This is a genomic window from Acinetobacter sp. YH12086 (assembly GCF_013419345.1).
Lineage (GTDB): Bacteria > Pseudomonadota > Gammaproteobacteria > Pseudomonadales > Moraxellaceae > Acinetobacter > Acinetobacter amyesii.
This window is the reverse complement of the sequence record NZ_VPAF01000001.1, coordinates 1-16625: the sequence shown is the minus strand read 5'-3', so window position 1 is coordinate 16625 and position 16625 is coordinate 1. Positions and strand designations below refer to the sequence as shown.

Below are 16625 nucleotides of genomic sequence, written 5' to 3'. Positions count from 1 at the left end.
AAAAGCCCATAGAAAGCGTATATTTTCAATGCTTCATTCAAATCAGCTGTTCAGTGGTAATTTCTGCGCTGTACATTACCAACCTGCAGATCAGATCCGCGCCATTTATATAGAGAAAAATCAACAAAAAATGATTGTGGGTTTATACAACTCCACACAGCAGATTCTGCACTTACATCCACGTCGCCTGATGTTTTTACACATCTCAATACCCCGCTTGTTCAGCAACTTTCTGCAGCTATCCGGTTTTTTATTGATTTTTCTACTGTGTATTTTCAGCCTCAGTTCATGGCTCAATTCATCATTTCACCTTCTATCGGGGGCTACAGACGCACTCTATTTCACTGCCATTTTAATTGGCTTAATATTGATTTTATGTATATGCACCGCACCACTGCTTGGTTTACTGTACTGGCCCAACTTCCATCAAACATCTGTGCAGCTCCGTGCGCTTCAATGTATAAATTTGGAAATTGAACCATTCCCTGCATGTGTAAAAAATGCAGGTATATTTAAAGTAAATTTATATAAAAACAACTAAATACCACTTTTTAAAGATTTTCACAGGTAAATAATTACATGAACGCTTACCCATAAAGATATAAAAAAAATTGTTGGACAATATCATTTATTTATGTGAACACTCGCTTATCTCTCGAACAAGTTCTGCTATGCTTAAATTCCCATAAAATCAAGCATGGATGATTTACATGAGCGTCACTATTGGTACTCCACTTCAGTCTTCAGCGTATAAAGTCTTACTGTTAGGTTCTGGTGAACTCGGTAAAGAAGTTGTGATTTCATTGCAACGTTTGGGTGTAGAAGTTCATGCTGCCGATCGTTATGACCATGCTCCTGCCATGCAAGTTGCACATTTTTCTCATACTTTAAATATGGCAGATCCTGAGGCACTTAAAGCCTTAATTTCTCAAGTTAAGCCTCATTTGATTGTCCCTGAAATTGAAGCCATTGCGACTCAAGTTTTGGTCGAGATTGAAGAACAAAATATCGCAACAGTAATTCCATCAGCAAAAGCTGTAAACCTGACGATGAACCGTGAAGGGATTCGCCGTCTAGCTGCCGAAGAGCTTGGACTCCCAACTTCAGCCTACCGATTTGCCAATACCCTTGAAGCGTTCCGTGCTGCATGCGATGACATTGGTTATCCAAACTTTGTTAAGCCTGTCATGTCGTCTTCGGGTAAAGGACAGTCACGTGTAAAAAGTTTTGATGAAGTCGATGCCGCATGGGAATATGCACAAACAGGTGGACGTGTAAATCAAGGTACTGTGATCGTGGAATCACAAATTGACTTTGACTTTGAAATCACCCTGCTAACTGTTCGTGCAAAAAATGCAGAAACAGGTGAAATTGAAACATCATTCTGCGACCCGATTGGCCACCGCCAAGATGCTGGCGACTATGTAGAAAGTTGGCAGCCACAACTCATGACTGCTCTTGCTTTAGAAGAAGCCAAGCGTATTGCCAATAAAGTAACCATTGCATTAGGTGGATGTGGCATTTTTGGCGTGGAACTGTTTGTCAAAGGCGATAAAGTATGGTTTAGTGAGGTATCACCTCGTCCACACGATACAGGCCTTGTCACTCTTGCATCGCAATTCCAAAGCGAATTCGAACTGCATGCACGTGCCATTCTTGGTCTGCCTGTGAATACTGCTCGACACAGTACTGCTGCAAGCGCAGTCATCTATGCAGGCGTGGATGATACCAATTTATCATTTACTGGCTTAAATCTTGCTTTGGCTAATCCAGACACCGATTTACGCCTCTTTGGTAAACCAGAAGGCTTTAAACGTCGCCGTATGGGCGTAGCAACAGCACGTGCTGAAACCACAGATCACGCGCGTGAACTTGCTCAACATGCTGCACAACAAGTCAGTGTTCAACAAAACTAAGTTTGTAACACCTTAACGGACCACTGTTCATGATCAATACGCTTCCTCTGCTGAATTACATTAAAAGTAACCACGACATTCAGGCGATTAACCAATGGCGCTCAGATGTTGAAAATCAGCTACAGGAATGCTTTGAAAATGGACAGTCGATTCGTGATGTGATTTTGGCTCGATCGAATCTAATCGATGAAGCCTTAAAGTTCTTATGGACACATGCTGAACTCGACCAAACCGATCTCGGTTTGTTTGCTGTCGGTGGCTATGGTCGCCGCGAAATGCTGCCTTACTCCGACGTCGATATCATGATTTTGTCTGAAGATGAAATCAGCCCAGAACAAGAAAAACTCATCTCCAGCTTTATTTCAACTCTTTGGGATGTTGGTAATTTCAAACCGGGCATCAGTGTACGTACTATTAACGATTGTGTTGCTCAAGCCACCAATGATTTAACCGTGGCAACAGCACTGATCGAAGCACGTTTGATCGTGGGCAATGAACACCTAGCCAAATGGCCACGCCGTATCGTGTCACAGACATGGACGGATAAAACTTTCTATGATGCAAAAATGCAAGAGCAAGCCAAACGCTATGCACAACATAATAATACCGAAAGCAACTTAGAACCCGATATTAAAAATGCGCCCGGCGGTATCCGTGATATCAACCAAATCGGATGGATTGCTAAGCGTCATTTCCGTGTCAATCGCATCTATGACCTTGTACATTTAGGTTTTATTTCAGAGTTTGAACTAGGTGTTCTTGAAGAAACAGAAAGCTTTCTTTGGGAAATTCGTCATCATTTACATCGCTTAACCAAGCGCGACGAAAACCGATTATTGTTTGATTATCAACGTGACATTGCTGCTAAATTTGGCTATCAGCGCGAAGAAGGTAAATCACCGAATTATCCAATCGAACAGTTCATGAAACGTTACTACCGTAGCGCTCAGCAAGTGACGACGTTAAATGAAATGCTCTTGGCTTATTTTAATGAATCTGTCATCACGCCGCGCTTGCCTGACTATGAACGTAAAATTGAAGAAATCAATGCCAATTTCAAATTAGTCGATGGCAAATTGGCGGTGCAGCATCATAAAATTTTCTCTGAAAATCCAAGTGCTATTTTAGAAATTTTCTACCTCTTGGCGAATCGTCCAGAAATTGAAGGCATTCGTGCCCGAACTTTACGTTTATTGTCACTTGCGGCAAAACGTATTGATCAAAACTTCCGTGACAATCCTGCACATCAAGCCTTATTTATGGCAATCATTCGCTCACCCTACCGTTTATATGACACCATGGTGGCGATGAAACGGTATGGTGTGCTCGGCAACTATATTCCTGCCTTTGGGCAAATCATGGGACTCATGCAATACGACTTGTTCCATATTTACACTGTCGATGCCCATACCTTATTACTACTACGTAATTTAAACCGTTTTAAAGAGCCTGAATTTGCTAAGGACTTCCCTGTCGTTAGCTCCGTATTCCAACGACTGGCGCGCCGTGACATTGTTTATTTAGCGGCAATTTTCCATGATATCGCCAAGGGTCGCGGCGGTGACCACAGTGAACTTGGTGCAGCGGATGCAATTGATTTCTGCCGTACCCATGGGTTTACCGAACGCGAATGTAACCTTGTCGCATGGTTGATTCAAAACCATCTCCTGATGTCTGTCACTTCTCAGAAAAAGGACATTTCCGATCCAGATGTGGTGAAAGAATTTGCTGAGAAAATGGGCGATATGGAGCATCTCGACTATCTCTACACCTTGACAGTTGCCGATATTAACGCAACTAATCCGACGCTTTGGAATACATGGCGTGCATCCCTCATGCGCCAACTGTATACACAAGCGCGTGATGTGATTCGTTCTGGTTTGGGTCGTCCTGTAGATTATCCAATGCTGATCGAAGACACTAAATTTGCGGCCAGTGAACTATTAGTCAACGATTTTTCGCTCTACGATGTAGAAACTGTTTGGCAAGAACTCGGTGATGAATATTTCCTGAAAGAATCTGCCGATGAAATCGCATGGCATACGCGCGCCATTTTAAAACATGGCAATAATGCAGAACCATTGGTACTGATGCGAGCACATCGCAAATTTGCACAAGATGCGGTACAGATCTTTATTTACACACAAGATCAGCCTAACTTGTTTGCAACAACAGTGGCAATTCTGGACAGAATGAATCTAGACGTTCAGGATGCCCGTATTATCACTGCATCCACTGCATTTAGTTTGGACACTTATGTTGTACTTGACCGTTTTGGCACCTTATTGACAGATCCAGAGCGTGAGCAAACCGTTATTGAAGCGCTCAAAAAAGCCTTAAGCCAATCTGACAAATACCCAGGCCTAATGCAGCGTCGTATTCCACGTCAACTGCGTCATTTTGATATTGAAAATACCGTGAGTATTTCTTTTAATGAAGCACTTCAACAAAATATGGTTGAAATTGCGACACTTGACCATCCAGGCTTACTTGCTAAAGTCGGTGGTTTATTTATGATGCAAGGTCTAGATATTCACTCTGCGAAAATTGCGACGCTCGGTGAACGTGCTGAAGATATTTTCTATGTCACTAAAAAAGATGGCTCACCTATGAGTGATTCAGAAGCGGAAACGTTTGCTGCACAGTTAAAGTCAGCACTCGATGAAGCTTCGAATCAGGTTTGTAGTCATCATTAACTTAAATTGATCGGTATCCATTCCATGAACTCCAGTTTGTCATTATTGCACCCTTATCCATTTGAAAAGCTAAATAAGCTATTTCAGGATGTGAAACCCGCAGATTTGCCTTTGATTCCCCTATCAATTGGTGAGCCAAAGCATCCTGCACCGGAGTTTGTGAAACAAGCCATTATTGATAATTTTCAACACTTATCCACTTACCCAAACAGTAAAGGTTTACCTGAGCTCCGCACAAGTATTGCAAATTGGTTAACCCGTCGCTTTAAACTCAATAGCATCAGTGCAGATACCAACGTCCTGCCTGTGTCAGGCACGCGTGAAGCGATTTTTTCTTTTGTGCAAGCTTTGGTTAAACGTGAAGATGCCCCTTATGTGGTGATGCCAAATCCGTTCTACCAAATCTATGAAGGTGCAACTTTACTTGCGGGTGCAGAACCTTACTTCATCAACTGTACAGAAGAAAATAACTACCTTGGCGACTTTGACGCTGTGCCAGCTGAAGTTTGGGAAAAAACCGCTTTATTGTTTGTCTGCACACCGGGTAATCCTACAGGTGCCGTACTCTCTAAAGAACAGTTTAAAAAACTGATAGCACTATCTGACCAATATAATTTTGTGATTGCATCTGATGAATGCTATTCAGAACTTTGGTTTGATGAAGCACCTATTGGTCTGCTTGAAGTCTGTGCTGAAATGGGTCGTGATGACTATAAAAACTGCGTGGTATTCCACTCATTGTCTAAGCGCTCTAACTTACCGGGTATGCGCTCTGGCTTTGTTGCAGGTGATGCAGCGCTTTTAAAACCTTATTTACAATACCGTACTTATCATGGCGCTGCGATGCCTGTTCAACACCAGTTGGCTTCAATTGCAGCTTGGGATGACGAAGCACACGTCGAAGAAAACCGCGTCCAGTACCGTGCAAAATTTGAATTATTCCAACGCGAATTGGGTCACCTACTACCATTACAAAAACCTGATGCAGGTTTCTACTACTGGTTAAAAGTGGATAATGATGAAACTTTTGCCAAAATGCTTATGGAAAAAGCACACGTTAAAGTGCTTCCAGGCCGTTATTTATCACGTGATACAGCACAAGGTAATCCGGGTGAAAATCATGTCCGCTTAGCTCTGGTTGCTGATATTGCACAATGTGAAGAAGTGATTCGTCGCTTAAAAGCAGTACTTTAATTGATTTAAAGTGTTCTGCTTAAAATAAATGCCCCCTAATTTGGGGCATTTTTATTTGAGTCATTTCTTAACATTCGTTCAGAGCTAATCATCTAGCAATAATTACTTATAAACAATCATTGAGAAATCATTGAAAACCATTAGAAATCAAATGTACCACCCAATTTAAATGTTCGAGGTTCGCTCAGTGTTAAACGCTGTATGAAAAATAAGTATGGTCATAACGGATTGTTGTAAAGCGAATAGATAAGCAGACATCTGAAAGGTTTTAGCTAGTTGCAAAGTAATATCTTTCATTATCAATTAGATATACCAGTAATAACAGATCATTTATGGAACTCAAAATTTGCCTTCTGCTATAAGCTTATTGAGGTGGATGAAGAGCAAATTCATGTTCAACGGTATAACTGAGATTTTTATCAACCATCGGAATAGGTTCAAGTCGCGCAACCAATAAGGATTTTTGTACTTTTTGATCAAAGTTTTTAGAGCCTGAACTTGCAATGAGTTTTGAGCCACCAATATAGCCTGTTGCAGCAATCACAGTAAGCTGTAGTTTGACAGGTTGTTTATATGTTTTCATCTCAGACGCAGACAGCACATATTGCGGTGCATTTACCCAAGAGACTTCATACATTTTCGGTTTTACATGTGGATCAATTACATCTGCAACACGCGTAGGTTGGTATTCTTCTATAGGTGTTTTTAATACTTGCAATAATGCGTTGACCCGAGCATCTGTAGCACGGTCTAGATTGCTTGCAACAACAGACATTTTTGTAGGTTCAGATGCACTTGGATTGCTATCTGCCCAAGCTAAGCCCACACATACGAGTAAAAAAAACGTTAAAACACAAATTCGACGTTTAACCATCTGCTTAAACAATGTTATGACCTTCAAATAAAGACACTTCAGTATAAAACATCCAAAAAATAAAGACGCTTCCGCGCCTTTATATCAACCTCAGTTCGGCCAATGATTCACTTCATTTTGACTGAGCCAAAGCTTTTTCAATATCTTCATTTAATGTTTCAGGCTTGGTCGTGGGTGCATAGCGGTTTAAGACCTGACCATTTTTTCCAATTAAAAACTTTGTAAAATTCCACTTAATGCCATTTCCCAATACGCCTTTCGAGTTATTGGTTAAATAACGGAAAATCACATGCGCTTCTGGGCCTTTTACATTCACTTTGGCAAACATTGGAAAAGATACGCCATAGTTTTTTTGACAAAATGCGCCAATTTGATCATTTGAACCCGGATCTTGTCCGCCAAATTGGTTGCATGGAAAACCTAAAACCTCAAAACCTTGATCTTTATATTGTTCGTAAATTTTCTCCAAACCAGCAAATTGAGGAGTAAACCCACATTTACTAGCGGTATTTACAATTAATAAAACTTTGCCTTCATAATCTGCAAAGGATTTATTACTTCCGTCCAGTAATTCTGCTTCAAACTGGTGAATGGTGGTCATGGATAAGTTTCCTCATCATTTTTTTCTTTTGTTTCTAATTCTAAGGATGCCGAATTAATACAATAACGTAATCCAGTCGGCTGTGGGCCATCAGTAAAAACATGACCTAAATGTGCGTCACAATGATGACAAACAATTTCTGTTCTGACCATACCGTGTGTCGTATCTACATTTTCTTCTACTGCAGCAGGTTCAATCGGCTTATAAAAGCTTGGCCAACCACAACCGCTATCATATTTGGTTTCAGAAGAAAAAAGCGGCTCCCCGCAACAACGACATACATACGTGCCAGCTTGTTTCGTATTCCAATATTTTCCAGTGAAAGCTTGCTCCGTGCCTTTCTGACGCGTTATGCGAAACTCTTCTGGCGACAATTCTCTTTGCCATTCTCTTTCTGTTTTATTGAGTTTTCCCATGATGACGTCCCTTTATATCGTGGTATTTAAAATAGGATAATCCTATATTTACGTCATTCAATCTTAAATTTCTAGTCTTTATTCAACAATTTACAAAATCTATATAATGACCCAAAAAGCAAAAAGTAAGCAAATATAAAATCGTGGTGAGCAAAATACAAAAATTAAATGCTTTTTTGTGAGCACCTTTAGTGATAATCTTAGCGCTACTCTTGCTCAGGATTAAAAAATGTCGCAGAAAAAGAGCGTAATTTTTAAAAATCTGCTGCCCGTGATCAAACAATATCAACAGGCAGGGTTTACGCATGAAAAAATAGTTGCTTTACTCAGAGACGAACATCATCTCGATTTAGTAACGACAGAGACATTTAAAAGCTATTTATACCGTTATGCAAAAGTGACCTCCACTCTTTCCGAGAATATAAAAATGCCGAATACCTTTAACACCCCACGCGAAATTAAGAAATCGTCTAAGCTCGAGCATGTTTGCTACGACATTCGCGGACCTGTGTTACGAGCGGCCAATGAGATGGAAGAGGCTGGCCATAAAATTATTAAATTAAATATTGGTAACCCTGCTCCTTTTGGTTTTGAAGCACCTCAAGAAATTATTAACGACGTGGCACTCAACCTGCCTAATGCAATTGGTTATACCGACTCAAAAGGCATCTTCCCTGCGCGTAAAGCGATTTGTCAGTACTACCAGCAAAAAGGCATCTTAAACATGCACGTCAATGACGTGTATGTCGGAAATGGCGTATCTGAACTGATTGTGATGGCAATGCAAGGCTTGCTCGACGATGGCGATGAAATGCTAGTGCCTATGCCGGATTATCCGCTTTGGACAGCGGCAGTTAACCTTTCTGGCGGTACTGCTATTCACTATAAATGTGATGAAGAAAATTTCTGGTATCCAGATATTGCCGACATGGAAAGTAAAATCACTCCGAATACTCGCGGTATCGTGGTGATTAACCCTAACAACCCAACAGGTGCAGTTTACCCACGTCATGTGCTTGAGCAAATTGTAGCTCTTGCGAAGAAATACGACTTAATTTTGTTTGCTGACGAAATTTACGACAAGATCGTTTATGACGGTATTGAACATGTTTCTGTTGCGTCATTGTCAGGCGATCAGCTGTGTATTTCTTTCAATGGCTTATCTAAAGCATATCGAATTGCCGGTTACCGTTCGGGCTGGATGGCAATTACAGGCGATAAATCACGTGCGCTAGACTACATTGAAGGTTTAGACATGTTGGCGTCGATGCGTCTGTGTGCCAACCACCAAGCGCAATATGCGATTCAAACAGCCTTGGGCGGTTATCAATCGATTAATGATCTCATCCGTCCGGGCGGTCGTTTATATGAACAACGCAACATTGCTTGGGAAATGTTGAATGATATTCCAGGTGTATCTTGTGTGAAACCAGAGGGTGCTATGTACTGCTTCCCTAAATTGGATCCTGAAATTTACCCAATCCAAGACGATGAGAAATTCATGCTAGATTTCCTCCGTGCTGAAAAAGTACTGTTGGTTCAAGGTACGGGTTTTAACTGGCCAACACCTGATCATTTCCGTGTGGTGTTCTTGCCTGCTGAAAATGAACTACGTGAAGCACTCACTCGTTTAGGTCGTTTCTTGGCGAAAATGCGTTAATTCATAAGTGCTTTAAAAATAAAAAACCGTACGCCATGTACGGTTTTTTTTATTACTGTATCTTTAAATTTGATTTCTTACTGTACGCACACCACAGCTATTTTTTTGAATAGTTAAATTTTTAAGAATTAATTTTTAGCTTAGACCTTAGTCAAAACTTTAAGATCTGTTGATTTTTCTACAGCATATTCATGTTATTTTTTAACCAATCATAAAAATACATGAGTACAGGATGTTCTCAAACAAAAGTAAACTGAGCTTATTTCTCTGTCTAAGTATGTGCCTTGGCATCGGGATCTTACGTTTTTCCTATACCGCACTACTCCCTTCAACCCGTGAAGCATTTGGTTGGAGCCCAAGTTTTGCCAGCATCTTAGGCAGTGCCAATTTGCTCGGCTACTTGATCGGTGCATTTTGGGCCATGAAATTACCCCAAAATAAAAGCATGGTGAATTATATCCAACTCGCAGCTATTGCAGGGACACTCAGTTTACTCAGTTGTGCCTTTTCAGGTTTTTCAGAACTTTGGTATAGCACTTGGCGCGTTATTTCAGGGATCAGCGGCGGCTTACTAATGATCCTCTCCCCAAGTGTCGTGGCCCAATGTTCACAGCTTCAAGACCGCTTTAAAATCAACTTTATTGGTTTCAGTGGTATTGGCTTAGGGGTGTTAATGGCAACGCTATTTTTGCCTTACATCCAAGATATTTCGACAATGTGGGCTTGGTTGATTTTGTTTTCTTTTTCAAGCCTGATTTGTATGTTACTCAGCGTGCTTTTAAAGAGTTTTAAATTACAGCTCACAACCCTCACCGCGATTCCTGCAGTAGAACATAAAGTCGATGGAATTTTCTATTGTCTCTTAATTGTGTATAGCACCAGTGCATTTGCTTACGTGCCCCATTCATTATTTTGGATTGACTATTTAACTCACACCCTACACCTGAGCCCGATCGGGATCAATTTCAATTGGATTTTATATGGTCTAGGAAGTGCTTTAGGAGCCTTTGCTGCTTACTGCCTAGCACAAAAACTGGGAAATATTAGTGCTCTTAAAATATTATATAGCAGCTATGTCTTGGCGATTTTTATAGCAATTATTAATATCCATCCACTTTTTACTTTTTTATCTTCTTTTGCTACAGGCCTGCTCAATCCAGCAGTGGTTTTTCTCACCTCTTATACCATTCTGCAAATCTATGGTAGCGCCTATAAAAAGCTCTGGAGTATTGCAACCCTGTGCTTTGCATCTATTCAATTAATCGGTGGTATAAGCTTTAGTTTTTTACAGCGAATTGGTATTGATTACTCACAGCAATTTATTTTGGCCGCATGCGTACTCTGCATTGGAACAATGCAACTCTTTTGGTTCACTCGAACAGCAAAATTAAGTAAGCATCTCGTCTAGGTAGATCACAAGACATTCAACTACATCACCAATCATGTATATAAAGAAAAGACCTATTTAAATAGGTCTTTTCTTTTTGATAAATCGTGAATGGACTAAGCTTTTTTCAGCTTTTTCTTTAACTTTTTCAAAGCAGAATTATGCTTTGAAATTTTGTTCAACCTCGCTTTAATTTCCTTTTTAAGTGATTTGGTTTTCTTAGACAAATTCATCTCCTTCTCGTCTACGTATAAAACTTTAATTTCGTTCAATGAGTAAATCGTTTGGCCAAATGAACTTTGACTCACAAAGTCTTTAGCCTATTAATGATGTTGTTGACGCTGATTTCGTTGATGTGGCTGTTGTTTCTGTTTCTTTTGGTCTTGTTGCTGTTGCTGTTGCTGTTGCTGTTGCTGTTGCTGTTGCTGTTGCTGTTGCTGATCATTTTGCTGCTGTTGTTGATCAGATTGTTGGTTTTGTTGATGCTGTTTACGAGACATTTCATTTCTCCTTATCATCATAAGTGTCACAATGTACTGTTACTAGATGTACATCTACTAAAGGACAACAACCAATGTACCGCTAATTTTCATGGAACCAACCCGATAAATGTTTCGAATTACGTCATTGTAAAATTTCTGGAGAATAATTAATTTGAAATCAATCCCCCTCTATTTTCTGCATTACTTAAGTTCACTCGAATAGTGCGGTTTTAAACTTTTAGTAACATGATAAGCATGCCAGACCATCTGATTGATTGCGTGAAGTCACCTTTTGAGTACTGTTTTTTGAATGGTATTGAGAAGCTATGATTCTGTGTTTTTAATGTTTAGTCCTAAAAAAGAACTGAATCATTCAGTCCTTTTTTCACCTAGCATTTTTTACACTTAGATTGGCAAATAAACTCAGTCCATATGCTCAATGATGGCTTGTCCAAACTCTGAACAACGCAAGAGTTTTGCACCTTTCATAAGTCTTTCAAAATCATAGGTCACTGTTTTGGCTTCAATCGCCCCCGCAATACCTTTAATAATTAGATCTGCCGCTTCTGTCCAGCCCATATTTCGCAGCATCATTTCTGCAGACAGAATAATAGACCCAGGGTTTACTTTGTCTTGACCCGCATATTTAGGCGCAGTGCCATGTGTTGCTTCATATACTTGCACAGCGCCACCAATATTGGCACCCGGAGCAATACCAATGCCGCCAACTTCTGCCGCCAAAGCATCTGAAATATAGTCACCGTTTAAATTTAGGGTAGCAATGACTGAATAATCGGTCGGACGCATGAGAATTTGTTGTAAAAAAGCGTCTGCAATCGCATCTTTAATCACGATCTCTTTGCCAGTTTTCGGATTTTTTATTTTGACCCAAGGACCACCATCTAGCAATTCACCACCAAAGCGCTCAAGTGCGACTTCATAGCCCCACTCTTTAAACGCTCCTTCGGTATATTTCATGATATTACCTTTATGCACCAAGGTGACATTCGGCTTATCATTATCAATGGCGAATTGAATAGCTTTCCGAACCAAACGCTGAGAACCTTCTTTAGATACAGGCTTAATACCGATACCGCAATTTTCCTCAAAGCGAATCTTGGTGACACCCATTTCCTCTTTAAGAAATTTGATCATTTTCTTGGCTTCAGGTGAATCTGCTTTCCATTCGATCCCTGCGTAAATATCTTCTGAGTTCTCTCGAAAGATCACCATGTCTGTACGTTCAGGATGCTGAACAGGTGAAGGAACGCCCTTAAACCAACGTACTGGGCGCACACAGACGTAGAGATCTAATTCTTGACGTAGTGCAACATTTAGCGAACGAATGCCACCACCTACAGGCGTCGTTAACGGTCCTTTAATTGAAACCACAAATTCGCGTAAAGCCTCAAAGGTTTCTTCGGGCATATAGTTGCCATAAATTTTATTGGCTTTTTCACCACAATAGACTTCCATCCATTCTATGGCACGTTTTCCACCATAAGCTTTTTGTACTGCGGCATTCACCACGGTTTTCATCACTGGAGTGATATCAACACCAATACCATCGCCTTCAATAAATGGAATAATTGGATTATTGGGAACATTGAATGATAAGTCTGAATTTACTGTAATTTTTGTCCCATCCACTGGAACGACGATCTTCTGATAACCCATTTTTATGATCCTCCCTGAGAAGCGAGTGAAAAATAATTGCTGTTTGATAAGACTTTTAATTGCGCTTCACGCATAATACTCTAAAGCAAATCTACCTTTTTTGAGATTTAGATGGGAAATAGCTGCATTTCCCTATTGAATAAATCTTAACCAATTTGAATTATTGTATTTAATAGAAGTTATTTCCTATGAAAATCGTCATCTTAAACAATTCTGATAATAATAATTCGTTATAATCCTATATAGTTCGCCACATCTGCCATTAACCCTTAAATTAGAATAATTAAAGTTCGCTACAGTTCGATAAATTCCATTTTAATTCGCATCAAAAACGGGTATCTTGGCGGGTAACATTAAAATTACCCGTGTTACCCGTCATGCTTTCAGATGCAAAAGTAAAAACACTTAAACCTAAAGATAAGTCTTATCGCATTTTAGATGCTGAGCGGCTTTATATAGAGGTTCGCCCTACTGGTACGAAGATATGGCGCTTCAAATACACACTGAATGGCAAAGAAGGAACTATTAGTTTTGGTGAATATCCTGCTGTAACCCTGCAGGAAGCGAGGAAACTAAAAGATGATGCACGTGCAAAATTAGCTAAAGGATTAAATCCATCACAAGAAAAGAAGAAAGAAAAATTAGAAAAAAGAATTAAAGCCAGCAATACATTCAAGGCTATAGCTGAAGAATATGCAGCTGAGCAAATGAAATACAAATCCCCTGATTATGTTGAGCGATTCAAAAATTGCATGCAGATGGATGTGTATAAAGAAATTGGCTCACTACCAATTAAAGACATTACATCTGCTCACATATTATCTGTGATGAAAAACACCATAAGTCGCATTAGTGCATCCCCTAAATTCGGAACAGGTGAAGCAGCAGCAAACTTAAATCGTAGATTTATCGGCCTAGTCATGCGTTATGCAATTATCACATCTCGATTGGATAATGATCCTACATACGCATTAAGAAGTGTGGTATCTCAGCCAGCAGTCGAGCATGCAAGAGCGCTTGATCCTCAGGAAAGAAAAGAACTGCGTAGAAAAATTGATAGCTATAACGGCTCTACAGTTGTCAGAAATGCTGGCTTAGCAATGCTTTATTCAATGTTGCGGACGGTGGAGATAAGGAAATTGGAATGGTCATACATTGATTTTGAATCCAAGACTATTACTCTCCCCCGATCATCAAGACAAACGCAGCAAGATCGTGTTATGAAGAAAAATAGGACTCATATCGTCCCAATTTCGTCACAGCTTTTTGATTTGCTTCAGCAGCAGTACGCATTATCGGGAGATCAAATTTATGTTTTCCCTTCACCTCAACGTCGTAATAATATGTTGTCTAGGACTACACTAAATAGAATGCTTGAATACATGGGTATGTCAGCAGTTACTGCTCATGATTTTCGTGCAACTGCTTCAACAGCTTTGTATGAAAAAGGCTATAAAGAAGATTGGATTGAGCTCCAGTTAGCCCATGTAAGCGGCAATAAAACTAAAGCTTCATACAATCATGCTAAACATCTAAATGAGCGTAGAAAAATGATGCAAGACTGGGCTGATATGGTTGATAGTTGGTGAGGTGAATCTATGATCGTCATGAAGAAAAATAAAAAGTACCTCTCCTATGTAAAACAAGAAGATGATTTGGGTTATTGGGAATTATCAGAAGTGAATTTTGTAGATCAATCGGGTTGGCATTGGACCAGTGATTACGAGAAAGCCAAGTATTTTATGAGTAAAAGAGATGCAAATATATTCTTGGCGAAAAAGAAAGGAAAGTTTTGGGAAGGTGTGGAGATAGTTAGTGAGTGATAAGAAGGTCAGAATCATAAACGACAAAGCTCAAACCGCAATCTTTCTGTGTTTCTTGATTATTTTTCCAGTGTTTGCTTTGGCTTTTAATTTTTATTCTCAAACGAACCTTGGTTTTTCCGAGGTATTGGATAAGTCATTTTCAGTATCGATAGGTTTTTTTGGTGGAGCAGCAACTCTTACTGCAGCTTATATTGCGTCTTTATTATTTAATGATTGGCGTGAAATGAAAAAGAACGAAATTCAAGTAAATTATGTGCTTGTGATAAAAAAACAAGTCCAAGATATCTTAAATAGAATAAATTCCAATAGAACCCAATTTTATAAGTGGAAAATAAAAATTCGTCGTAAAGAGTTTACCGTGGTTGAGTTGAGAAAACTCAGTAATGAAATTTGGGAATTTGAACATGAGATCATCGTATATTTGAATCAAATAATTTTGGATATGAATGAACTACATTATGTGATTCATAAAGAACCTGAAGACCCCAAATCCAATGACCTACGCAAAAAGATTGAGTCATTAAATAAAATTGGAATTAGAGAAGATAATTTTCATAAAGTATGGGAAGAGCGAATCACCACTAATGTATTAGATGATTACTTCAAGTACTTTACGAATGATCTTACTATGTTTTTGTACAATGAAATTATAACTCAATACTTGGACATATTAAGGGTAACTGATGAATAAAGCCCTCAAGTGAGGGCTTTCACAATTGCACCGTGCTTCACCTTACAGTCATTATATTTGGCCACCACATCAACTGACCACAACATCACCGCTTTACCCTGCCCCGACTCAAGTTGTTGCAGATCTGCGCAAGGCTCAAGGAGGTTTGCTGGCACCACTGGCGATAAGTGAGTTGAGTTGCTGCACGCCGTCGTCATCAAAGCAGTCATTACGATACACAGGCCGCTCAATGATTTTTTGAACTTCACGTGTGACTGTTTCTGTTTTAATGCGTTGCTCGGATTTAAGTGTTTCATAATCTGCACTTACCTGATTGATTAGATTTTGTTTTTCAGCCAAAGCTTTTAGGTGCTTCTGCTCGATTTCTTGGATTTTTGCATTACATTGTTCACTAGCTACACGAAGCTTTTTTGATAAGTGATTTGTGTATGCAATTTGCCCCACATATAAAACAAAAAAGACCGCAATAGCGATCCATGTTTTATATTTCCAAAGTAATAACGGCACTATTGAGCTCCTATGCATTTTTGATGACGCTCTAGTTGTCGAATCCATACGCCATAGCAATTGTTTGACCGCACCGAGCAATCGCGTTTTGCAACGAACTTCCACTTCAATAATGAATCGCAAGCGGCCTTGTACTGCCCAGCCTTCAGGCTGCGCAGCATTGAAGATGAGCGCCAATTCTCAGCACCAAAATTGTATGAAAAATCGAGGTACACATCGTATTCAGCTTGCGAAAGTTTCACGCCTTCAAGTGACTTTCGAAATGCAATCTCATCTTTAGATACGTGTGTCTTTGCCCATTCTTGAGCGGTCTTACGCGTGATTGGCGGATCAGTCATTTTGATTGGCTTACCATCTGGTTTGGTTGTAGATCCAATGCCCTGTGTTACAACCCCACCACTGTCTTTATATGGTTTTGCTGAGTAGCCTTCATACTTTTCTAGACCCACAAAAAAAGCAGCCGAAGCTGCTAATCCATACGTCCAATATTTAGTCTTGTTTGACATTGCATTGCCCTCGCAATTTCGCAATTTTTAGCTCATGTTCTTCCTGCTCACGTTGATCTTTGCGTTTTTGAAATTGCTTATTTGATAAGTAGTTTGCAAAACTGATCGCAAGACCAGCCAAGCCGATAATGACACCGACTAAAAAACCCCAATCCCACGTTGCAAGCCAACTTACAACAGTTAGCCCTGCAC

At 39.8% G+C, this 16625-nt stretch carries 18 protein-coding genes; 9 read left to right on the top strand and 9 right to left on the bottom strand.

Annotated elements, in window-relative coordinates:
- The first annotated feature begins 28 nt into the window (after positions 1-28).
- The 4 genes from FTU29_RS00090 (at position 29) to dapC (ending at position 5806) form a co-directional block, all read left to right on the top strand.
- Positions 29-541, top strand: a complete 513-nt coding sequence (locus FTU29_RS00090) for a hypothetical protein (RefSeq protein WP_180119708.1) — start codon at positions 29-31, stop codon at positions 539-541.
- 160 nt (positions 542-701) lie between these two features.
- A complete protein-coding gene (gene purT / locus FTU29_RS00085; protein WP_171263820.1) occupies positions 702-1916 on the top strand; it encodes a formate-dependent phosphoribosylglycinamide formyltransferase in 1215 nt (404 codons plus the stop codon).
- A 29-nt stretch (positions 1917-1945) separates the two neighbouring features.
- Positions 1946-4612 (top strand): [protein-PII] uridylyltransferase, encoded by a 2667-nt coding sequence (glnD, locus tag FTU29_RS00080; protein WP_180119706.1) that lies wholly within the window; start codon positions 1946-1948, stop codon positions 4610-4612.
- Between the two features lie 24 nt (positions 4613-4636).
- Complete coding sequence (gene dapC, locus FTU29_RS00075; protein WP_180119704.1) at positions 4637-5806, top strand: succinyldiaminopimelate transaminase; 1170 nt, start codon at positions 4637-4639, stop codon at positions 5804-5806.
- Positions 5807-6170: 364 nt separating this feature from the next.
- Here the strand turns inward: dapC and FTU29_RS00070 are convergent, their stop codons facing one another.
- From FTU29_RS00070 to msrB, 3 genes are all read right to left on the bottom strand, one after another.
- A complete protein-coding gene (locus tag FTU29_RS00070) occupies positions 6171-6680 on the bottom strand; it encodes an energy transducer TonB (RefSeq protein WP_180119702.1) in 510 nt (169 codons plus the stop codon).
- Positions 6681-6792: 112 nt separating this feature from the next.
- Positions 6793-7281 carry a glutathione peroxidase gene (locus FTU29_RS00065; RefSeq protein WP_078194370.1) on the bottom strand — a complete coding sequence of 163 codons (489 nt, stop codon included), beginning with the start codon at positions 7279-7281 and terminating at the stop codon, positions 6793-6795.
- On the bottom strand, positions 7278-7697 hold the full coding sequence (gene msrB / locus FTU29_RS00060; protein WP_078194371.1) for a peptide-methionine (R)-S-oxide reductase MsrB: 420 nt from the start codon (positions 7695-7697) through the stop codon (positions 7278-7280). Before msrB ends, FTU29_RS00065 begins: the two co-directional genes overlap by 4 nt.
- A gap of 229 nt (positions 7698-7926) precedes the next feature.
- On the opposite strand from msrB, the gene FTU29_RS00055 reads away from it, so the two are divergent.
- Positions 7927-9357 carry a pyridoxal phosphate-dependent aminotransferase gene (locus FTU29_RS00055; protein WP_180119700.1) on the top strand — a complete coding sequence of 477 codons (1431 nt, stop codon included), beginning with the start codon at positions 7927-7929 and terminating at the stop codon, positions 9355-9357.
- A 232-nt stretch (positions 9358-9589) separates the two neighbouring features.
- Positions 9590-10765, top strand: coding sequence for a YbfB/YjiJ family MFS transporter (locus tag FTU29_RS00050; RefSeq protein WP_180119698.1), 1176 nt, complete (start codon positions 9590-9592; stop codon positions 10763-10765).
- Between the two features lie 302 nt (positions 10766-11067).
- On the opposite strand, the gene FTU29_RS00045 is transcribed toward FTU29_RS00050, so the two are convergent.
- Together FTU29_RS00045 and icd are read right to left on the bottom strand one after the other, a co-directional pair.
- The gene (locus tag FTU29_RS00045; protein ID WP_168379654.1) at positions 11068-11244 is read right to left on the bottom strand and encodes a hypothetical protein; all 177 of its coding nucleotides are present in this window, start codon (positions 11242-11244) and stop codon (positions 11068-11070) included.
- A gap of 405 nt (positions 11245-11649) precedes the next feature.
- Positions 11650-12903: an NADP-dependent isocitrate dehydrogenase gene (gene icd, locus FTU29_RS00040; protein WP_180119696.1), complete on the bottom strand. Its 1254-nt coding sequence runs from the start codon at positions 12901-12903 to the stop codon at positions 11650-11652.
- Between the two features lie 377 nt (positions 12904-13280).
- On the opposite strand from icd, the gene FTU29_RS00035 reads away from it, so the two are divergent.
- The 3 genes from FTU29_RS00035 to FTU29_RS00025 are packed head-to-tail and all read left to right on the top strand — an operon-like array spanning position 13281 to position 15420.
- On the top strand, positions 13281-14492 hold the full coding sequence (locus FTU29_RS00035; protein ID WP_180119694.1) for an integrase arm-type DNA-binding domain-containing protein: 1212 nt from the start codon (positions 13281-13283) through the stop codon (positions 14490-14492).
- A gap of 9 nt (positions 14493-14501) precedes the next feature.
- A complete protein-coding gene (locus FTU29_RS00030) occupies positions 14502-14726 on the top strand; it encodes a hypothetical protein (RefSeq protein ID WP_180119688.1) in 225 nt (74 codons plus the stop codon).
- Positions 14719-15420, top strand: coding sequence for a hypothetical protein (locus FTU29_RS00025; RefSeq protein ID WP_180119686.1), 702 nt, complete (start codon positions 14719-14721; stop codon positions 15418-15420). Before FTU29_RS00030 ends, FTU29_RS00025 begins: the two co-directional genes overlap by 8 nt.
- Positions 15421-15425: 5 nt before the next feature.
- Here FTU29_RS00025 and FTU29_RS00020 read toward each other — a convergent pair whose 3' ends face one another.
- From FTU29_RS00020 to FTU29_RS00005, 4 genes are all read right to left on the bottom strand, one after another.
- Positions 15426-15575 carry a hypothetical protein gene (locus FTU29_RS00020; protein WP_373423549.1) on the bottom strand — a complete coding sequence of 50 codons (150 nt, stop codon included), beginning with the start codon at positions 15573-15575 and terminating at the stop codon, positions 15426-15428.
- On the bottom strand, positions 15556-15945 hold the full coding sequence (locus FTU29_RS00015) for a hypothetical protein (RefSeq protein ID WP_218954836.1): 390 nt from the start codon (positions 15943-15945) through the stop codon (positions 15556-15558). Before FTU29_RS00015 ends, FTU29_RS00020 begins: the two co-directional genes overlap by 20 nt.
- A complete protein-coding gene (locus FTU29_RS00010) occupies positions 15927-16433 on the bottom strand; it encodes a lysozyme (RefSeq protein WP_180119682.1) in 507 nt (168 codons plus the stop codon). The genes FTU29_RS00015 and FTU29_RS00010 overlap by 19 nt, the downstream gene beginning before the upstream one ends.
- Positions 16417-16625 (bottom strand): hypothetical protein (locus FTU29_RS00005; RefSeq protein ID WP_180119680.1); only part of this gene is annotated, 209 nt, incomplete at its 5' end. The genes FTU29_RS00005 and FTU29_RS00010, both read right to left, overlap by 17 nt.